Here is a 20,349-nt window from a genome sequence, read left to right on the forward strand (position 1 = left end):
CAGGCATACGAACAAACGCCCCCAATCGCTGCGACGGTCCACTCGTGATGGATGAACGGATACGACTATGTGAGCAGATCGGTGTAAGGCTGCCTGACTTCCATGGAGCCGGCACCCCAGACGTCCCGCGACACGCCCATCGCCTTCAGAAGCGTCAGGCCGACGCGCGACACCTGACTGCTGTCGCCCGCGACGTGATAGCCCGTCTTCACCCGGCCGTTGGCGCCGCCGGCCACGAAGATTGGAAGACCGTCCGCCACATGGATTCTGGAATAACCCATGTCGGTAAAGGCGAACACCAAGCTGTGGTCGAGAACCGTGCCGTCACCCTCGGGAACTCCATCCATCTCCTTCAGGACCATGGCGAACAGTTCCATGCAGTCGAAATTGTATTGGGCCACGCGCGGCTGATAGCCAAGGACCGGGTCGATCGGCTCCTCATGGGTGGTCAGGTGGTACCCCAAGGGGTCGCCGGGCACAAAGAGGTCAGATGACGGTTGGGAGATGCTGAGGTTGAATACGCGAGTCTGGTCGGTGGCGAGCGCCAGCGCTCCAAGCCGCGCCATCAAGGGCGTGCTCTTGCGGAGGTTCAGCAGGGAGCTGTTGCACACCATCTCGGCCGGCGCGTTGGGGATGGCCACCTTGGCTTGAATTTCAGGACGTTGCAGTTCGGCAGCCATCTGCAGTTCCGCTTCACGCACTGAGGTGAAGTACTGGTCCATACGGACGCGGTCGGCGGCGCCGAGATTCTGCATCACCCGCTTGCGATTATCGGCCACGACCGATAGCACGCTCTGCTGGATCAGAACATGAGGATCGGGCTTCCAATCGCTCTTGCTAGGGTCCTGAAAGCCGGGGCCGAACAGGCGGGTATAGAGCGAAAGCGGCGAGGCCTCCGCCGGCAAGGTGTTGGGGCCACCAAGGCTAGAATAGCTCTGCTTCGGATCGCCGCCGGCGGCGGCGGACACCGATTTAAAACGGGCGCCATGGGAAATGACATCGGCAATCTGCTGGTCGATAGTCTTGGAATCGAATTGCTTGTCCTTGGTGGGCGAAATGCCCGTGGCGGCAGCCGCCAGGCCCGACCAGTGCTGAAAGTTGGGATTGTCGTCCAGGGGGACGCGCAGGCCGCTGAATACGTTCAGTTTGTTGCGGAAGGACTCCAGCGGCTTCAGCTGGGACGTCATCTCATAGTTCTTGCCGCCCGACTTCGGGACCCACAGCTGCTCGGTCAGACCAAGTGGGAAGAAGAACGTGTTGAAGCGCATGGGAAGCGGCTTTCCCGTCGCGGCTAGCGCCTCGCCTTTGCTGTCCAGAAAGCAGTCGAGAAACGGCAAGCCCATGACGGCCAGAGCACCTTGGCATGTGCCGCGGAGCAAAACTCTGCGATCGATCTTCATGCTAGTTCCTTTTACTGGGCCGAGTCCTTGTTTGCAGGACTGGTTGTTTCGGGAGTGGGCGCAAGCGCACTGAAATAGTCCTTGTCCTCAACCATGGCCTTCAGCAGTGAACGCATGCGAAAACCGGAATCCGCGAAGGACTTGTAGGCGGCCTTGAACGCGGATGCCGGAACATCCTCGCTATTCTCACCGCGGGAATAGGAATACACCTTGCGCGCGAGGCAGGCTGTGTATTTGGGATCGTCGTGCAGGAACTGGCCAAGACCCTCTGCACCAACAAACTGCTTGCCCTTTATCGTGGCGGAAACATCGATCAGCTTGCCATTTTCCATGACGCGTCGCTGACCAATCGTGTCAAAGCCCTCCAGCGACAGGCCGATCGGATCGCTGTGGTTGTGGCAGGAGGCACAGCTGCTGTTGGTGGCGTGGGCCATCAGGCGATCACGCACGGTCTTCAATGGGCCGTTGGTGTTATTGACCACCGAAAAATCCACATTGGCTGGCGGCGGGGGCGTCGGCTCGCAAAGGAAGATATCCATCACCGCTACACCGCGCTTGGTGGGCGAACTGCGGCCGGGATGGGAGAACATGGTCAACATGCTGGCTTGGGTAAGAATGCCGCTGCGGCCGGAATCGCCAGGGAATTCATAGGGCATCCATTCGCCCTCGAAGGGGAACGGAAGCTGGTAGTCGGCCGCCAGGTTGCGATTGAGGAAGGTTTTGCGTGTGGTCATCAGGTCGCGCAGGTCGCCATTCTCATGCAGCGCCAAGTCAATGGTGGTGCGCAGCGTTTCTTCCTTCGCCGAAGCCGCGATGGCTAAGCTCCATTTGGGGTAGAGGATGCTGTCCTTCGAAACGGTCTCGAAGTTGTCGAGCTCCAACATGTCGTTGAAGAAGGCCCGCATGCCGATGTCCAGCCGGGGCGAGGCCATCAGGCGATCGACCTGCTTCTCCAGCCCCGCAGCCGTATTCAGCTCACCATTCTCAGCCGCCTGAATCAATTCCTCGTCCGGTGTCGAGTCCCACATCAGATAGCTGAGACGCGTCGCTCGGCTGTAAGGGTCCAGCGCCCATTGCTGGTCGCCGGCCGGCACCGCGATCTCCATGCGAAATACGAAATCCGGTGCCTGAAGCAAGCTGGCCAGACCGTGGCGCAGGCCAGCATAGAAATTGCCCTGCGAGTCGGCCAAGCCATGACTAAGATTGACGGCTGACTGGATCTCGTCCGAGGTCAAGGGCCTTCGATACAGCATCCGCCCGTAATGGCTCAGTATATGGGCCGCACAGGCATCATCGGGTTCTTTGGCCAACTTGGGCGCGCAAGGAAGCTTGGCGCGGTATTTTTCACCCGTCACCTGGCCGGCAATGCCGTCCGCCATGTTGGTGAAGGACTCGAAGCCGACCGGCGTCACAGACAGCACCGATGTGCTGGCCGCTTGCAGGCCACCAATCCGGATCGTGGGCTCAAAGGAGCCGCGCACTTCGATCTCCGGGCCGAAAATATCGGCAATGGCGTTGCGATATTCCTGCTGGGTCAGGCGCCTCATGCTCACCACTTGGGAGCTGACGGCGGCGTGGGCGGAGGTGAAGGCGGCAGCAGCCATCGCGCCGGACGCCAACGCGGTCAGAGATAAAAAGGACACCACGCACCCGTTCCATGTCGCGCGCTGCGGGTTTTCGCCGTTTGATCTCCGAGACATTGGCATTTGCTCTTTGCTTCTAGACTTATAGACCGTATAGGCAACCTAAATGACGATTTCATGACGACTGCACGATGCATATCATTCCTGCTTAGTCAGCCTTCGCCTCGACTGGTGCCAAGAGCCGCCGCATGGTCACATGCAATTCGTCAAGCCGCTTGCACAAATCTTGAATGTGCGATGTGGTTTGCGCGGCGCCGTCGCGTCCAACAAAGAAGAAATGACCACCCTCCACATACCGACAGAGTCGAGTTGGAAGTTGCAAGGCCAAATCTCGCAACTCGCTCCAGGCTTCGCCGCGCAAGGAAATCGCGTTCGCAGCAGAAAACTGGCAGAACAGCTTCTGGCTGTTGAGAAAACCCCACGTTGCCTGATCCGTAAGAGCGTGCCGCGCGTCAGTTGTGTGCGTGGGAGCGATCACGCCTGTGAAAGGATATTCCGAGTACGCAAAAGTTCCCAGGTCATCGATCGTGTCGAGCAGCGAATTACGACTAAGACGGGGCCCTTGATTGGGTTCACCTCGCAACCGGATCGGAGTGTTGACGATGTAGTACTCCGCGTATGCGGCAGCGTCGATGATCTCTGTCCCCTTCCAATTAATGTCGCGGAGAAACGATTCATTGCGGGCGGAAAGGTTGCTTGGATCATCATTTCCGGTTCTCCAGAAACCTTCTACCGTGACCGGCTCTCCTTCGGGCTCTGTGCGAGCCATGCCCGGCAATGGTGGGGTCGCCGCGAGTGCGATGAGCCCCGGCATCTTAAGCCCCAAACGATGCGCGGCAACATTGAACGCTCGGAAGGCGCGACCGGCCATGCTCCATCCGATGGGCACGATCGGACCGTACAAACCTCGCGTCTTGACGATCTCGGCCGTTATCGCCGCGGTAGCATTTGCCCAATCTGTCACCGTCAGATCGGTGAGGCGACGCCGAAAGGCGCGATGATCGGATGGATACGAAAGAGCGATGAGGCCCAAGCCGCGCTGCTCGAGCCAAAAGTCAAGGAAGTCCTCCGCGCGGCTGCCGGGGTGACCGTAGAATACCCTTGCCAAATGACCGCCGCCAGGAAGGCCAACCATCGTCGGCGACCCTGGCGCGCCCTCGCGGACATATGCAATGGCAGGAACGCCGGAGGCTTCTACCAGAAACTCCGACGTCAGCAGGCCGTCCAGGTCGTGCTGCGTTGGACTCGTGTTCATTGTACCGATACCGTGTACCGAGTGCGTGGGCGCATCAGAGCCAATCTGTTGTCATTTCAGCACTGAAGATCTTCGGCAAAGACCATCAGCCCGTCTCCTCGGCGCGCAAGACCCGGCGCACGCCGACAGATGAGCGTGCCGCCTACGCCCGAGTGGACTGTGATCGGTTTCCGCCAAGGTACCTCCGGCGTGAGGATTTGCCCCACCGGCTGACCTGGCGACACTCGCGCCCCAAGCTCGAGGAATGGCTCGAACACGCCTGAGCTCTCGGCGTAAATATAGTAGCCAGTGTGCGGGCCAGGTCGCCTGAGGATCTTCATCGGACCTGGTGGAGGCAAATTCGCAACGGCAGCAGGATCGAGTGCACCTAGATGCACGAGCACGCGAAGCACGCCGGCTTCTCCGAGCGCTACCGCTGCCGGCGATACGCCGCCCCCGCCGCCAAGCTCGGTGCCAAGACGCTCAATCCCGGCGCGGCGGCACGATCCGATCGTTCCCACGTCCGTAGTTGGCGGCTCGGAGAAGACGTAGCCGAGAGGCGATCCAAAGGCGCGAAGTATACCGAGCAATCTCGTGCGGACCGCTTCGTCTTCGCTGTCGGTGACGCTGGGAGCGGGCAAATAGTTGAGCGAATTTCCGCCAGAATGAAGATCGATGAGAAAATCAGAATTTGGAATCAGCGTTTTCTCGATAAAGTCAGCGATTCGTTCGGTCGGCGTGCCCCGGGGATTGCCGGGGAAACTGCGATTCAAATTGCCGTTGTCAAGCGGCGACGTTCTCGTGCCTGCCAATGCCGCGGGCAGATTGATTGCGGGAAGTAGAAGCAGACGTCCGCGTATGTGATGCAGGTCGAGTTGCCGCGCCAGCCTTGTCACTATGATCTGGCCTTCGAATTCGTCGCCGTGGTTTCCAGCCATGAGCAAGATACGCGGTCCCTCTCCGTTGCGGAGCGCGACGATGGGTATTTGAATCTGCCCGTAAGCTGAATCGTTGGTCGACGAAGGAAGGCTGATGCTTCCGCTTTGCCTGCCTTTCCCGTCGAGGTCTATGTTCAATCTCATTGCGCTCTCGCTTCAACTTCGCGTGCGGCCATCACTGGCCCGCCTTGAACTCAACGTAGACGCTGAGATGAAGCGTCTGGTGGCTCAGTTCGGGGGGCGGAAGTGGATAATGCGCGCTCCTGACGGTGGCGAGTGCCGCCTGATCGAGTAGCGAAGAGCCGCTCGATTGCGCCAAGCTGACCCCCGATACGTGTCCATCGAGAAAGGCAAAGGTAACGCGCGCACGACCATGCTGGCCTGAGGCACGCGCCGATGCCGGATAGACCAGCGCACTTTCTACAGCTCGGCGCATTTGGCCTTGAAAACTCGACATTGCGCCAGCGCTCGGCGCCGCGCTTGCCGTTGCTTGTTGCTGCGCTGGGCGCGCGGCCGGTTTCCGCTGGACCTGCTGCGGTGGTTTTGCCGGCTTGGGGCGTACGACCGGCGCCTCCGCCTTCGGAGGTGGCGGAGCAGGTTCAGGTGGAGCAACCTCTGCCGGCGGTGGAGTAACCTGAGGATCTTCCGGTACCGGGGGGGTCTCTTCGGGCACCGGTGGAGTTTCTGCGACCATGGGAGGCGGATCCGCCGGAGCTTCGACCGGCGCAGGTGGAGCGGCCACCAGCGAGATCTGCATGGTCGGCGCTGATGACTCGATCCTGGCCGGGCGTTGAGTGAGCCAGCCGACGACCGCAAGAAAACAGAGGCCCTCCAGCAATAGCGCAGCGGCAAACGAGGCCGGAAGCGCTGAGCGCTCCTGCGGTGAGCTGAAATGATCGACTGTCGCGATGGTCACAACGATTGCACTCCTACTTGGTTTCCTTCGCGGCGAGTCCCACCTGGACGATGCCGGCTTTGCGACACGCATCCATCACTGCGAGAAGATTCTGAAGCGTGGCCGTGCCAGCTCCGGCAATGGTAACGGCAGCGTGCTCCCGGTCCGGCTCGCTGGCCAGTTTTGTCGTCAGATCATCGATGGTTAGTTTTTGACCATCCGTCTCGATAGCGCCGTCGGCAAACAAGGTAATGACGATCTTTGGGTGGGGCAGATCCTGCGCGGTGCTGCTTTGCGGAAGCTGCGAGGCGATGCCGGTCGCCGGGATCATTCGCAACGTGATCATGATGAAGAACACCAACAAGAAGAGCATGATGTCGATCATCGGGATGATTTCAATGCGGCCCTTTCGCACCTCGAGATATCGCATTGATCAGGTCCCCGTATTCGCGACCGGGTGGATTGCGGGGCTGTGAGAACGCTTTTCTCCTGAAGCGACCCGAGGCGCATCGAGACGGTTGACCATGGAGATCTTCAAAGTCTCAAGTTGATGGACGATAAGCCGCGTCCAGTTGTTCAGGCTGTTGAAACAAACGAGACCGACAATGGCGATGAGCAGGCCGCATGCCGTCGCGATCAGAGCCTCGCCGACGCCACCGGTGATCTGCGTCGCCGCGTTGCCGGCGTCGCCGAGAACTGCGAACGCCTTGACCATGCCAGCGATCGTGCCGAGAAGGCCGAGCAAAGGCGCGAGCGTCACGATGGTGTCGAGCAGCCACAAGCGGCTATCCAGCTTGGGCACTTGCCATAGGATTGCTTCCTCCAGCAGCTCGGACATCCGATGCGCATCCCTCAGCTCGGAATGGTGCAGCGGCACTTCCAGCAGGGCGCGATGCGGCAGCCGCGGCGATTTCTCGACGAGCTCTGCAAGTGTCTTGCGGTCGAGGTGCGCAAATTGCGCAACGGTACTGGTGACGCGCTTTCCTTGACGGATGGTGCGGCCAAGATACCAGAAGCGATCGATAATCACGGTAATCGCGATTAACAGCAGGACAGCCATTACATAGAGAATGCCGTCGGACTGCGCCGCGAGTTCGGTGAGACGGTCCAGGGTCATGTTCAATTCCTTCGATGATGATTTGGCGTCAGAACTGCACAGTCAGGCTGGTATAGATGTTCCGGCCAATCTGCGTGTAGAACAGCGGCGTTACTGACCCGCCGGAATAGCCTGCAAAGTCTACGATTGCGTGACTGTTGAGGAGGTTGTCGATCCCGAATTTGGCCGTAACTGCGGCCAAATTGGGCAGCGGGTTCTTGACTTTGTAGGTGATGGCCATGTCAAGCTGATTGAATGGTGACAGCGGCTGCTTTTCTCCGACATCGCCGAAGCGCTGGCCGACCCATTTATCCGTCAGCGAGGCATGCCAATTACCCTCTTCGTAGATCAGGCCGGCCGCGGCTGTTGCGTTCGGCGCCTGGGCGATCCATTGCCCGGTCTGCTTGTTCTTCGCGCTGTTGAGGCTGCCGTTGGCAAACAGGCTGAAGCCGTTGCCGACATGGACCGTTCCCTCGACTTCCACGCCCTGGTAAATCACGCCGCCGATATTGAAGTAGTTGGTAATACCACCGATCGTCTGCGACGTGATCATATTGTTGAAGTCGATGTAGTAGACATCACCGGCAAGCGTGAAGGTCTTGCTCTGGTATGCCGTGCCGACCTGATAATTCCAGGTTGTTTGAGGCTGAACATTAGAGTTGGGGGTCACAATAGGTGGGCTCAAAAAGCCTTCCGCGGCCTGCGCGTAGACTGACCAGTTGGACGACAGCTTGTAGTTCGCGGCAAGCGAAGGCAGGACCTTCGCCCAGTCCTGAGCGTAGTCCAGTGGCCCGTGGGTGTTGGGATCGACAAGCGATGATTGGCTGCGACTGACATAGGCGTATTTCGCGCCGGTCGTAATCGTCAGGTCGGGCAGTGCTTTCCAGTCTGCCTCGACATAGGGTTGGAAAGTATCCAACGCGAGGTGCTGGTTGTAGACGGTCGAGATGTATTTCTGCGCCAAGGTCATATCGACGTTAAAGAAACCCCGATAGGCTGGCTGGTGCTCCGACCACGCCCCGACCTTCACGTCGCCAAAAAACGTGTCCTTGGTAAGCGCCACCACATCGCCATACGCGCGGTAGTTTACTGGATTTGTAGTGCCCGGTACGTTGCTGGCGCCAAAGATCGTGCCGTTGCTGGAATTGTCACTGACATCCTTTCCCAGAAGCAGACCTGCGGTGTAATAGCCGTAGGTGTAGAGCTTGTTTTCGAGATGCCAGCCGTCTCCATAGTCGGACTTCAGGCCGAGGTATTCGAAGTCGGTCTGAAGCTTCCAGCGGTTGTAGCCTGCGTACGACTGCTGGTTTGGAGACGACGACAGGCCATAGTTCGGGCCGTAGGCGGCGATCTGGGATAGCGACCTGCCCTGAAAGTAGTTCCTTATCTCATCATTGTAGATTGATACAAAGGTGAGCATCGTATTGTCGCTTAGCGGCTGCTGAATCTTCAGTGCCGCGTTTTCCCGCTCTTTGGCAGCGTTTGTGTAATAGCCATCACTCTTCGTGAACTGCGTGTCGAGGAACAGCGACGCGCCGTTTGTTCCTTTGATCTGACCGGAATCGAATTGAAGGCCGTAGAGCTGGGTATTGAAGCTGCCGTAGCCCGTCGTCGCCGTTGTAGCCATAGTCGACATTGGCGACTTGGTTTGAAGTGCGACCGTGCCGCCGAACGTCGCATCGCCCACGGTCGACGCTGTACCCGGACCGCGGTCAATCATGACCTGCCCCAGGTCGTTCGTCATGATGAAGGTTCCGCTGCGCTGGGTCCCACCGAAGTTACGGAGCGGGATTCCGTCTAGGGTGGTGTTGAACTGACCATTTTGAAAGCCACGGATCGAGATTTTTGCATCATCTCCACCGCTTCCGCTCGGCGAGGTCATGACGCTCGGCGCGACGTTGATGACCCTGTCGAAGTTACTGGTCGAGGGAATATTGTTTTCGATGTAATGCTTATTGATGACGGACGTCGGCTGCGTCACCGTCAGCGGTGTTGTCGTCGGCGCTTGATAGACGGCCGAATTGATATCAGCCGCACTATCCGAGGTCTCGACGGTCCCGAGGTCCGTCGTCTGTTGGGCGTGAGCACCAGTCGTCCCTAACACCGGTGGAACGCATGCAGCCAGCCAAAGCGCAGCGTAGTGGCGCCCGATCCCCCGCCGGTCTGCGGTACCCGAAACTCGTAGCATTAATAGCCCCTCCTGTTGCCCCTCTTGGACCGCCACGCGCTCATCGTCAGCGGTACGCCTCCCTTATTGGTTCTATAATTATAGTTTGGAGTCGACGGTTTTGTGACAGTCAGAAGATCGCGCACTTTTTCTGTGATGGTCCCGCTCTGTGCCGCTGCGGGATGGAATCGACTGGCAAAATCGCAAAGCAAAGGCACTCGGCGACGAAGCCAAGGAACTGGGCCTTGCTCTAGCAAATCACGGCGCGCAAAAGCTGCGAATACGCTCGCCTTTAGGCCTTGGACGAGCGCCGATCATATCGCCAGGGGCGCCTGACGCATCATTTCGGCAGCTGAGTGCTGATATCCTTGGCAAGGCGATCGAGCGCCGGTGCTGGAAGTTGCCGAAGTCTCATGACTTCGCCCACGCGATCCTCGATCATCATGTCGATCCGGCCAGCATTTTCGCCGGGAAAGGCATACCAGCCTCGACTATGCGTGATGGAACTCAGCGCTGCCTGCATATTTGGACGCGCCGCATAGTAGTCGGCGAGAGGCCCCGGATTCGCGATCACGGTTTCATTGGCGGGGACATAGCCAGTCGTCGTTCCGACCAAGCTTTGCCCGTCTGAGCCGGTTACGAATTTCATGAAACGCCATGCGAGGTCCTGCCGTGCAGGGTCGGCCGCATGCATGACGACCGTTATGCCGGCTGTGGGGAGCGATGCGTCACTTCCGGTCATTGGCAGCGGAGCCGTGCCGATCTCGAACCGGCCGGCCACCTCCCTTTCAAACGATGCGAGGCTGCTGCTCGAATCTAGAAGGATCGCGATCCGTGCCCCTGCAAACGCCTGTCGCGATTGCGACTTGGTCATGTCGACCTTCGCCTGTCCGGCGAGACCGATACGACGTATCAATTCCATCGCCTCTTGGCCGGCGTTGTCCGTGAAGGTGATCCGCGAGTCGTCGGAATTCATCATGGATCCGCCTAAGCAGCCCACCAGCCCTTGGAACATGAAGGAGTTGTATTCGGAGAAAAGACCGAGGACCTGCATGTTTTCTGACTGGACGCGTCTGGCGACATCGAGGATGTCATCCCAATTGCTAGGGATAGAACTAGCTCCCTCCTGAACCTTCGAGACGAGAGATTTATTGAAAAAAATGATAGGAAAGGACATCCCGACGCCCAGACCGTAAGTTATCTTGCCGACACGGCCGGCGGTCGCCACCGAGGGGGAGTAGTGTTGTGGATTCCACGCAGGATCGGCATTCATGAACCGGTCCAGCGGTATCAGCAAATTGCGGTCGGCAAGTAGGCGGAGATAGTTGGAGCCCTGAAAAGAGACGTCCGGCAAGTCACCGAAGATTGCCATTCGCAGAGTCTGTCGCATGATCGCGGGCTGGTCGAATTGCGAGACGTCAAGATCGATGCGAACATCGGGATTCACTCTCTCGAACGCAGATGCCAGGGCGCGAAAGGCCCTTGAAAATGTCGAGGGCGCTGCGGAAACGCGTAAGACGGAGGAGTTGGCATGTGCAACGTTTCCGATCAAAACCGCACCGAGGACTAGCGCGGTGAGCGAGCACCGCAGACTCATGATCTTTAGAACTCTCATTTGACACTTCCGGCCGTGAGTCCTTCGATAAACCAACGCTGCGCGGCAAAAAAGGATATGACCAGTGGCGCCACAACCAGAGTAGCTCCCGCCATCAATGGTCCGTAATCATTGCCGGTTTCCGCATTGGCGAAGGTGACGATGCCGAGTGACGGAGGCATGAACTTTTGAGAGTGCACTACGAGGAGTGGCCAGAAGAGATCGTTCCAGTGGCTGACGGTCGAGACAATCGAAAAGGCGATGACTGCAGGAAGGGACATGGGCAGCATGATTCGCCATACGATGTTCAGCTCCGAAAGACCATCCAGGCGAGCCGCATGGACAATGTCATCGGGGATGGACATAAAGAACTGGCGGAACAGGAAGATTCCGAAGGGTGAGACGACAAACGGCAAGATCAGCGCGGCATATGTGTTGAGAATCCCGAGGCAGTAGCAGAGAATGAACAGCGGCAATGCCAACACCTGATGCGGAATGAGAAGACCAATCAGAACGCACCCGAAGATAATCTCGCGACCGGCGAAATGGATTTTCGCAAGCGCATAGGCGGCTGGCGCGCAAATGATGATTTGTAGCAAAAGGATCGCCGCGCATACGATCACTCCGTTCAGCATGTATCTTGGCAAAGGCGCTGCGGTGAGCGCCTTGGTGTAGTTCTCCACCGCGAACCAATGCTCCGGCAACAATGTAAAGTTCGACGAGAAGAGTTCGACCGGCGGCTTTAAAGATAAGCTCACCATCCAGATAAACGGCACAAGAACGAGCGAGCCGGTCGTGAAGAGTATCGCGTGGCGAACCGCACCAGCCAGAATTTTCGTACGCGAGGTCATGGGCGAGACGTCCGGGTGTTCACGACGCGTGTCTGAATCGCTGCAAGAGCGATAACAATAACCAGAAAGATGACGGCGATGGCTGCTCCGTAACCGGTCCTCAAATACTCAAAACTCTCCCGGTACAGCGCATACAAAAGCATGACGGAGGCGTCATCAGGCCCTCCCTTTGTCAGGATCTGGACAATATCGAAGGTTGCGAAAGCGCGCAGCGTCACGACGATGAGCACGAAGAGGGAGACCGGAGCTAGCGACGGTAGGGTCACGATCCGCAAACGATCGAGCACCCCATCGGCGCCATCGATTTCGGCGGCATCGTAGAGGTCCTGCGGAATGGCTTTGAGGCCCGCGAGGAACAGCACCAGCGCCAAGCCAAGACTTTGCCAGGTGCCGATAAGCGCCAATATGGGCAAGACGGTCGTCTCGCTACGCAGCCAATTGGCTGTCGGCAGCCCAACAGCCACCAATACCTGGTTGACTAAGCCGATAGTCGGATGCAGCAGCGCCTCCCACACGATTGCCATGGCGGCGAGCGAGGTCATAAATGGCAAGAAATGGATCGCGCGATAGAAGGCGCGCAGGCTCTTACCACTCTCGATCAGGAGCGCCAGGGACAGCCCGAGAACCAGCGTGCTTGGCACAACCATGAGGACGTAAGCGGCCGTATTGAAGAGCGCTGCACGGAACGCTCGATCGGCGAGCAGACTAGTGAAGTTCGCTGCGCCAATGAATGACAGCGTCTTTGCCCCGAGATGCCAGTCGGTCGCGGCGATCGCGAGCACGGCCCCCGCCGGCAAGATGAACAGCACAAAGATGAGGACCAAGGCCGGCCCGACCAGGGCATAGCCGGCAAGCGTCTCCGCAGATCCCGTTTCGACCCGCAACTCTCGGTCGACAACAGCTGACTGTTCCGACGTCACTCTGCGTAGCTCCGAAGCCGTGTAACTTGACCATCCCCCTCGGAAAGCCGACGCCCATCGGCAGAAAACAGTAGCGACTGCTCGCGTCGAACTCGGAGATGTACGGTTTGGTCGGATTGAAGCTTTGAGGCAAGCTCGACCGGAAGGCGCGCGACCAAAGGTTCGCCCGAGCCTGGGACGTCGACATAAGCGAACAGATCGGCGCCGACATGCTCGACATAGCGCAGCCTTCCCGTCAATGTATTCAGGCCGGCGCGCTCGGCAAACTGCAGCGACTCTGGGCGGATACCTAGTGTGACGCCGCCTCCAAAATCCAGCACATTGTCGACCGCAATGGTAGACCCCGCAACCGCCAAGAGTCCCTCGCTTCTCGGCACGGCCTCGAGCAGGTTGATCTTGGGCGCACCTATCAATTCGGCTACACGTCGATCCGCAGGACAAGCGTAGATCTCCCGCGGCGATGCCACTTGCGCCAGTTGACCATCCAGCATGACCGCGACGCGATCGGACATGGTCATGGCCTCCGTTTGATCATGGGTGACGTAGACGAAGGTCACGCCAAGACGACGATGCAGCTCCTTGATTTCGCAGCGCATCTGGACGCGCAACTTCGCGTCCAGATTGGAGAGCGGCTCGTCCATCAGAAAGACTGCAGGGCGACGAACCATGGCCCGCCCGACGGCCACGCGTTGACGCTGACCGCCGGAAAGTTGGCCGGGTTTGCGCGAAAGGAGATGGTCGATCCCAAGCACCTTCGCGGTCCGCGCTACTTCGGTCTTGATCTCGGCGCTCACTGAGCGAACATTCGGGAGGAGAGCACGTATGACAGGAAATCGCTGCCAAGCCGAAAGTCTGCGCATTCTCAGAGGCAGCGCCATATTCTCTGAGACTGTCAGATGCGGGTAGAGGGCGTATGACTGAAACACCATCGCGACATCGCGCAACCTGGGACGAAGGTGATCGACTTTAATGCCGGCGACGCCGATGGTTCCGCAATCCTGCTGCTCGAGCCCCGCAATGATTCTTAGGAGGGTGGATTTACCGCACCCCGACGGACCGAGCAGAGTCAGAAACTCTCCATCGCGGATGTCGAGCGAGATCCCGTTGAGGACGGGAGCGGAGCCGAACGATTTAGAAACTCCGCGGATTGATACGCCTGCCAAAGGAACCTCGTCATCTGGGTCGCCATCGCCGATAATGATTATAGAACCATTGACGCATGACGGTTTAATGACAGAGGTCTTGGCCAAATGCGCAAAACCGACGCTGGGCTCTACCGCCGGACATGAGATGCGCGCCCGGCCCGGCGAGGATTTGTCCTAACGGGCGCGAGCCTTTGTCAATCACGAGACTTCAGTCAATCACGAGATTTCAGATGTCCACGAGTAGGCTCACGCGGCCAGCGCTGTAGCAGGTTTCGGCATAGACGACCGGGCTGTCCTTGCTGTCGACCTGAACGACCTCGGTCAACAGAACGTAAGCGCTCGTCGGCATCTTCAGATGCGCCGCCTCTTCGCGGCTCGGCGGCCGCGCACGAATTCGGATTGTTTTGCGTCGAAAATCCTTCACGCCGATGGACTTGAATATCTTGCCGAAAGAAAAGTCCTCCGTCGGGCCCTTACCGATTGCCTGGAAAGCTGCCTCAACGTTCGGCATGCGCTGCAGCGGAAAATAGTTGTAGTTATAGTTGACCGGAAATCCATCCGCTTCGCCGAGCAGAGTCACGAAGAGAACTGGGCTGCCGGGCTTGATTTGAAGCGGCGTAGCGATCTCTAGTGGAGCCCGAATTCTTTCGACCGCGATAACTGTACGTGAGGGCGCGCGATTGCCATCACGGAGGTTCTGTTCGAACCAACTTCTGGCACCGAGACGCAATTCAATGGGATTTACGACGGCGAAGGCTCCCCGCGCACGCTCGATCCTCACAAAACCCTCCGTTTCCAGATGTGAGATCGCCTTGAGCACGGTGTGTCGATTGACGCTGAAACGTGCAGCAAGCGACTCACTGGAAGGTAGGCGCTCGCCCGCCGCGAAAGCGCCACTTGCAATATCCTCGGCGAGGGCATCTCCGACCTGTCGCCACAGGCTAATACCCGCCCGCTCAATCCGATTTGAATTTTCCTTCACCGCTGAGCTTCCCTTGCTGTGCACAGAACCGTAGCTGTTTTGGAAATAGTTGTATAGAACCTTTGACTCTAAACGTTGTATGGTTATAGACTGAAGGTCCGTAGCGGCCAAAATTCGGCTGCGAGCGATTTCTTTTGCAAGATACAACCCAGCTTCCATGGAACTCCAAGCTCCGCAAGTTTGCCGACCCAATCAAGAAATCTCGCTTGTTGATTTCACTCGTTCATTGCCGCCTGCGGTGCCTAGGCTTGATATCAAGTTGGCTCGCGCGATTCAGCGGCTTCGTTCTGAGCATGGCCTGGACCCATTGGTTCATGGTGGCGCCGCGCGCGGCTCGTCCAGCGGAAGACTGGGTGGGGCGCGCTATCTGGCGCCACGCCTTGGCGATGCGATTGATATCGAATGCATCCTCACGACAAATGGGACGCAAAGCGCGCTGCTTATTCTGCTTCATCATTTGGTTGGCAAAGGTGGTCGATTGTTAGCGGAACGCTTGTCTTACGGGGCCTTACGTGAGCTTGCCGGGATGGCCGGCGTGCAGTTGGTGGGACTCGATGTCGACGAGCATGGTATTTTGCCTGACGCCTTCGAAAGAGCTTGCCGGAACGGCGGCGTCCGCGCCCTTTATTGCAATCCCACGGTGCAGAATCCGACGACGGCGATCATGCCGTTATCCCGTCGGCTCGCACTTGCAGACATTTCCCGCCGTTACGGCGTGCCAATCATCGAGGATGACGCCCTTGGACGCCTGCATCCCGATGCCGTGCCACCGATTGCCAAGATCGCGCCAGACGTCGTGTGGTACGTGATGAGCGCGACGAAAGGACTCGCACACGGGTTACGTTTGGCATACTTGGTGGCGCCTTCGCGGGCGCATTGCGATTCGGCGCTGACGCCGGTCGAACGGCTGTCGTTCTGGACTGCGGCTCCATTGTTGGCCGCAGTCGTTGCAAATTGGACGCTAACGGGCGCGGCGGATTTGATTTCAGGGGCGATCCGAGAGGAGAATAGAGCGCGAGAGGCTATTGCACGTCGCGCCTTAGGCCGCTTCGGCCTTGTCTCAAAGCCGGCTTCGATGCATGTCTGGCTGCCGTTGCCGCCGCCATGGACGCGCGACAGCTTTGCACGATCGGCAGTGGCTGCTGGGGTATTGATTAGGAGCGCCGAGCTCTTCGCCGTAGACAATCAGCCCGTGCCGAACGCAGTGCGATTGTCGCTTTCGACGCCATCGAACCGGAAAGCGGCTGAGATCGGCATCACCCGGATAGCAGCACTCCTCGAGTGCGGGCCCGCGGATTAAGTGATTCAATCTGCTCGGTGCTCAACACGCTGTTAACCGAGACGCTACTGGAACGGAGTCACCATGACCTCGAAATTGCGAAAAAAAATAGCTGAAGATCGGCTGTTACATGTCATGGCGGCTCACAGCCCCTTATCCGCAAAGCTCGTGGAGGAGGCAGGGTTCGATGGAATCTGGGCTTCAGGCTTTGAACTCTCGGCTCTTTATGGCCTGCCTGATCTGTCCTTCGTCAGCATGACTGAGCACCTTGATATGGTGCGTGCAATGTCAAATCATACGACGTTGCCCATCATTGCCGATATTGATACTGGCTACGGCAATGCCATCAACGTCACCCATGCAATTGCCGAATACGAGCGTGCTGGTGCTGCCGCAATCGTCATCGAGGACAAAACATTTCCCAAGGTATCTAGCCTTGCGACAACAGGCCGGCAGGAGTTACTCCGGATCGAGGAGTTCGAAGGCAAAATCGCCGCCGCCCTTGCTTCGCGGCGAGATCCTAACTTTGTGGTCATCGCTCGCACCGAAGCATTGATTGCGGGCTTGGGGGAGGCGGAGGCACTCAAGCGAGCGGCAGCATATGAATCGGCTGGCGCCGACCTGATCCTGATACACTCCAAGCAGAAGACACCTAATGAGGTAGAAAGCTTTGTGCGCGCCTGGAGCGGCCATGCTCCTATAGTCATCGTGCCGACCGCTTATCCCGAAATGAACGCGGCGCGGATCTCTGCGTTGGGCAAAATAAGAATGGTCATTTACGGCAACCACGCAATCCGAGCGTCTGTGACGGCAATGAAGGATGTGTTTGCGCGCATACGCCGCGATGGCGGCATTCATACGGTGAACAAGGATATCGTTTCCGTCGAGGAAATTTTCCGCCTGCAGGGAATGGACCGCGTGAGGCTCGTTGAGAAACAGTTTCTACGCTGAGGTTTTTGGCCGCGTTTTCTAGCCGGAGCCGCGGACAACGAGGTGCTCGACGGGCTGGCCCGGCCACGCCGGCACATAGCATAAGCAGGAGGTTGTTCGTCCTCACTAAATGGACCGCAACCCTCGAGATGATGTTCTTGGAATTTGGCTTTTGGGAGCATGCGATGATTGATTTTTTGCACCATCCTGTTCGGCCAGAATCCGGAAGCGCTCGTCGCTCAGGAGAACTGCCTCGCCTGCCGAGATTCCGGCAGCCACGACATGACCGCGAGGTAATAGCGGGCGTGCAGCGCGCCGGTCTCGAGCCATCATCTGCAGATTGCGCTCGAGACGATCGAACCTGGCGCGCATGTCGTCAAAGTGTACGTTTTCAGGTGAAGCAGGCTTCATAAAACCATCGGGCGGCTTCTACGATCATGCTTTTGTCGACGCCCGGACGGTCGGCGGCGACCTCGAGCGGTCACAGAGTGCTTTGTCGAGCCTGACGGTCACCTTTCGGGCCGCCGAACAGAGATGCTTGCGAGGCACTTAGCCGGCAGCTCGAACTCGATCACGTGCAGATCGAGTTCGAGCTGCATGTCCTTTCTCCTTCCCAGGGCACACCAGCCGACGCCGCAGCGATTGGTTTCGATGAGGTGATTGCACCTGGCAGAAGTGACAGAAGGACATCAGCGAGAGTGCTTCAATCGATTGACGATGCCGAGCGCAGTCTGGCGTAGCGAAAGAAAGAAAGAAATGGCCAGTCGATCAGGTAGGGCCGGCTTTGTCTTGTATCGCATCAGAACTCCCCGCTTCATACGATTCGAGACTGACTTCCTTAGGAACGCTCGATCCGCTGGAAAGCCGCCGTCCAAGCGCTTCGACAAAGCGATCGTAGCGTTCAGCGCCCTTGGCGCGCGCTGCAGGGCTCAACTGCTCCGGCAATGCCGGAGTAGCCGTCAACCAGAAGCGGATGAACAAAGCAATCGTTTCCAGCGCAACACCGTCATTTCGTTCAAGGCGCTCGAGCACACGCACGATTCGGTCGAGCCGCTTGGCTATCGCCGCTTCCCGCCGCTCGGAATCATCTGGAGATAGGAATGAGGCGATGGCAGCCTCGGCAACCAGCGATTTGGGCTTGTCCTGACGTTTTGCAAATGCCTCAAGGCTGCGAAAGATCTCTCGATCGAGGTAGATGCTCAGCTGCGCCTTCTTCATCTCGGCCTCCTCAAAGGCCCACCTTATCGTCCGGGTCGAGGCTGACCGAACGTGCAAGCCCCAGCATCGAGCGGTTCAGGACCGTCGCTTGCGCGGCATCAGCATCGCTGTCATCGAGCACGGCATCGAATTCGTTGTCGGCGCGCGGCGCGGTGATCACGACCTCCTCCTGCTGGGGCAGTGCGGGCTCGCGTCGAATGCCGCCGTTCGCATCGCGGACGTTGCGCTTTAATGCGGTCAGCAGACCGACTGAGGCCGGAATCGGTGTGCGGCCTGACCAATCATCGGGCTGCGAGATCAAGCCAGCTGGAAGGTTGCGCGACGGGCCGAATAGCCGGCTTTGAAACTGCGGATCTTCGTAGTAGCGGACCTTGCGCGCGCGCACCGGGTGCACGCCGGAAATCATCACAATGGCATCGCTAGGCGAGAGCTGCATGACTTCTCCGGGCGTGAGCAGCGGACGTGATGTTTCCTGACGGCTCACCATCAGATGCCCAAGCCAGGGCGAGAGTCGATGCCCGGCATAGTTCTTCATCGCGCGCATTTCGGTTGCGGTTCCGAGCGCGTCCGATACGCGTTTGGCCGTACGCTCATCGTTGGTCGAGAAGGCAACGCGGATATGGCAATTGTCGAGGATCGCGTGGTTCGCCCCATAGGCGCGCTCGAGCTGGTTCAGGCTTTGGGTGATGAGAAAGCTGCGGATGCCATAGCCTGCCATGAAGGCGAGCTGGCTCTCGAAGAAGTCGAGCCGGCCGAGGGCTGCGAACTCATCGAGCATCAAGAGCAGTTTCTGCCGCCGCCTCTCAGTATCGAGGCTCTCGGTTAGCCGCCGACCGATCTGGTTGAGCACGAGCCGCATCAGAGGCTTTGTCCGGGCGATGTCGGACGGTGGCACCACAAGGTAAAGCGAGATCGGTCGGGGTCCGTCGACAAGATCGCGAATGCGCCAGTCGCTCCGCCCCGTGACCTTGGCTACCACGGGGTCGCGGTAGAGCCCCAGGAAGCTCATCGTGGTCGATAAGACACCGGAGCGTTCATTTTCACTCTTGTTGAGGAGCTCCCGTGCCGCCGAAGCCACGACCGGATGGACCCGCTCGCCCAAATGGGGCGTCGCCAACATTGCGTTCAGGGTCGCCTCGATCGGGCGCAACGGGTCCGACAGGAAGTTGGCAACGCCGGCAAGCGTCTTGTCTGGCTCCGCATAGAGGACGTGGAGAATTGCCCCGACCAGCAGGGAATGGCTGGTCTTCTCCCAGTGATTGCGACGTTCGAGCGCGCCTTCGGGATCGACGAGAATGTCGGCGATGTTCTGGGCGTCGCGGACCTCGCAGTCGCCGCGGCGAATTTCGAGCAGAGGATTGTAGGCCGCGCTCGCCGGATTGGTCGGGTCAAATAGCAGCACTGGCCCAAAGCGGGCGCGCCATCCGGAGGTCAGCTGGAAGTTCTCGCCCTTGATGTCGTGGACGATCGTGGAGTTCGGCCAGGTCAGCAGTGTCGGAATGACAAGGCCGACGCCTTTGCCGGAACGGGTCGGGGCAAAGCACAAGACGTGCTCGGGTCCATTGTGCCGGAGGTAGCGGCCATCAAAGCGGCCGAGCACCACGCCGTCAGGCCCCAGAAGTCCCGCACGGCGAACCTCCCGCGCATCCGCCCAACGGGACGACCCATATGTTGTCACATGCTGAGCTTCCTTTGCCCGCCACACCGAAAGGAAGATGGCAACGCCGACCGATGCGATCCCACCGCTTGCGGCGATGCACGCTCCCTTGACGAAGATGACAGGCGCGTAGGCGTCGAACTCGAACCACCAAATGAAGAAGGCAGCCGGTTGGTAGATGGGCCAGCCCGCGATCATGAACCAGGCGGGCCCGAGCTGCGGTTGGAAGGCCAGACGCCAGGCCGTCCATTCGGTGGCCCCCCAGAGGAAGCCGAGCACGACCATCGAGACAAAGAGCAGTTGACCCCAAAGAATCTTCGTCGCGGGCATGGCCAGAATTGATGCGCACCGCGAGGATCCATTCAACGGCAATCCTTTTGAGGTCGCGGTGTCGCGCAGC

The 20,349-nt window shown here is 58.8% G+C and carries 17 protein-coding genes; 2 read left to right on the forward strand and 15 right to left on the reverse strand.

The features are described from left to right. Nucleotides 1-65 precede the first annotated feature (65 nt). The 13 genes from Q3C01_RS41750 to phnF form a co-directional block, all read right to left on the reverse strand. Nucleotides 66-1,400, reverse strand: coding sequence for a DUF1552 domain-containing protein (locus tag Q3C01_RS41750; RefSeq protein ID WP_458151159.1), 1,335 nt, complete (start codon nucleotides 1,398-1,400; stop codon nucleotides 66-68). An 11-nt stretch (nucleotides 1,401-1,411) separates the two neighbouring features. After that, a complete protein-coding gene (locus Q3C01_RS41755; protein WP_458151160.1) occupies nucleotides 1,412-3,046 on the reverse strand; it encodes a DUF1592 domain-containing protein in 1,635 nt (544 codons plus the stop codon). Nucleotides 3,047-3,191: 145 nt separating this feature from the next. Beyond that, nucleotides 3,192-4,298, reverse strand: a complete 1,107-nt coding sequence (locus Q3C01_RS41760) for a hypothetical protein (protein ID WP_458151161.1) — start codon at nucleotides 4,296-4,298, stop codon at nucleotides 3,192-3,194. Between the two features lie 56 nt (nucleotides 4,299-4,354). Next, a complete protein-coding gene (locus Q3C01_RS41765; RefSeq protein ID WP_458151162.1) occupies nucleotides 4,355-5,359 on the reverse strand; it encodes a succinylglutamate desuccinylase/aspartoacylase family protein in 1,005 nt (334 codons plus the stop codon). Nucleotides 5,360-5,390: 31 nt separating this feature from the next. Beyond that, a complete protein-coding gene (locus Q3C01_RS41770) occupies nucleotides 5,391-6,203 on the reverse strand; it encodes an energy transducer TonB (protein ID WP_458151163.1) in 813 nt (270 codons plus the stop codon). Then, nucleotides 6,145-6,540 carry an ExbD/TolR family protein gene (locus Q3C01_RS41775; protein WP_458151164.1) on the reverse strand — a complete coding sequence of 132 codons (396 nt, stop codon included), beginning with the start codon at nucleotides 6,538-6,540 and terminating at the stop codon, nucleotides 6,145-6,147. Before Q3C01_RS41775 ends, Q3C01_RS41770 begins: the two co-directional genes overlap by 59 nt. A 3-nt stretch (nucleotides 6,541-6,543) precedes the next feature. Then, nucleotides 6,544-7,227, reverse strand: a complete 684-nt coding sequence (locus tag Q3C01_RS41780; RefSeq protein WP_458151165.1) for a MotA/TolQ/ExbB proton channel family protein — start codon at nucleotides 7,225-7,227, stop codon at nucleotides 6,544-6,546. A 28-nt stretch (nucleotides 7,228-7,255) separates the two neighbouring features. Continuing rightward, the gene (locus tag Q3C01_RS41785; protein WP_458151166.1) at nucleotides 7,256-9,430 is read right to left on the reverse strand and encodes a TonB-dependent receptor; all 2,175 of its coding nucleotides are present in this window, start codon (nucleotides 9,428-9,430) and stop codon (nucleotides 7,256-7,258) included. Between the two features lie 283 nt (nucleotides 9,431-9,713). After that, nucleotides 9,714-10,988 carry an extracellular solute-binding protein gene (locus Q3C01_RS41790; protein ID WP_458151167.1) on the reverse strand — a complete coding sequence of 425 codons (1,275 nt, stop codon included), beginning with the start codon at nucleotides 10,986-10,988 and terminating at the stop codon, nucleotides 9,714-9,716. After that, complete coding sequence (locus tag Q3C01_RS41795) at nucleotides 10,985-11,818, reverse strand: carbohydrate ABC transporter permease (RefSeq protein WP_458151168.1); 834 nt, start codon at nucleotides 11,816-11,818, stop codon at nucleotides 10,985-10,987. The genes Q3C01_RS41790 and Q3C01_RS41795 overlap by 4 nt, the downstream gene beginning before the upstream one ends. Then, nucleotides 11,815-12,738, reverse strand: a complete 924-nt coding sequence (locus Q3C01_RS41800; protein ID WP_458151169.1) for a carbohydrate ABC transporter permease — start codon at nucleotides 12,736-12,738, stop codon at nucleotides 11,815-11,817. The genes Q3C01_RS41795 and Q3C01_RS41800 overlap by 4 nt, the downstream gene beginning before the upstream one ends. Next, nucleotides 12,735-13,901: an ABC transporter ATP-binding protein gene (locus tag Q3C01_RS41805; RefSeq protein WP_458151180.1), complete on the reverse strand. Its 1,167-nt coding sequence runs from the start codon at nucleotides 13,899-13,901 to the stop codon at nucleotides 12,735-12,737. Before Q3C01_RS41805 ends, Q3C01_RS41800 begins: the two co-directional genes overlap by 4 nt. Before the next feature lie 208 nt (nucleotides 13,902-14,109). After that, nucleotides 14,110-15,024: a phosphonate metabolism transcriptional regulator PhnF gene (gene phnF / locus Q3C01_RS41810; RefSeq protein ID WP_458151170.1), complete on the reverse strand. Its 915-nt coding sequence runs from the start codon at nucleotides 15,022-15,024 to the stop codon at nucleotides 14,110-14,112. On the opposite strand from phnF, the gene Q3C01_RS41815 reads away from it, so the two are divergent. Next, nucleotides 15,023-16,165: an aminotransferase-like domain-containing protein gene (locus tag Q3C01_RS41815; RefSeq protein ID WP_458151171.1), complete on the forward strand. Its 1,143-nt coding sequence runs from the start codon at nucleotides 15,023-15,025 to the stop codon at nucleotides 16,163-16,165. The two genes, phnF and Q3C01_RS41815, sit on opposite strands and share 2 nt — an antisense overlap. A gap of 63 nt (nucleotides 16,166-16,228) precedes the next feature. Further along, on the forward strand, nucleotides 16,229-17,095 hold the full coding sequence (locus Q3C01_RS41820) for a phosphonopyruvate hydrolase (protein WP_458151172.1): 867 nt from the start codon (nucleotides 16,229-16,231) through the stop codon (nucleotides 17,093-17,095). Nucleotides 17,096-17,842: 747 nt separating this feature from the next. Here Q3C01_RS41820 and Q3C01_RS41825 read toward each other — a convergent pair. Together Q3C01_RS41825 and Q3C01_RS41830 are read right to left on the reverse strand one after the other, a co-directional pair. Next, a complete protein-coding gene (locus Q3C01_RS41825; RefSeq protein ID WP_458151173.1) occupies nucleotides 17,843-18,292 on the reverse strand; it encodes a CopG family transcriptional regulator in 450 nt (149 codons plus the stop codon). A 10-nt stretch (nucleotides 18,293-18,302) separates the two neighbouring features. Continuing rightward, the gene (locus tag Q3C01_RS41830; protein WP_458151174.1) at nucleotides 18,303-20,279 is read right to left on the reverse strand and encodes a conjugal transfer protein TraG; all 1,977 of its coding nucleotides are present in this window, start codon (nucleotides 20,277-20,279) and stop codon (nucleotides 18,303-18,305) included. Nucleotides 20,280-20,349 lie beyond the last annotated feature (70 nt).

Source organism: Bradyrhizobium sp. UFLA05-109, from assembly GCF_054185165.1.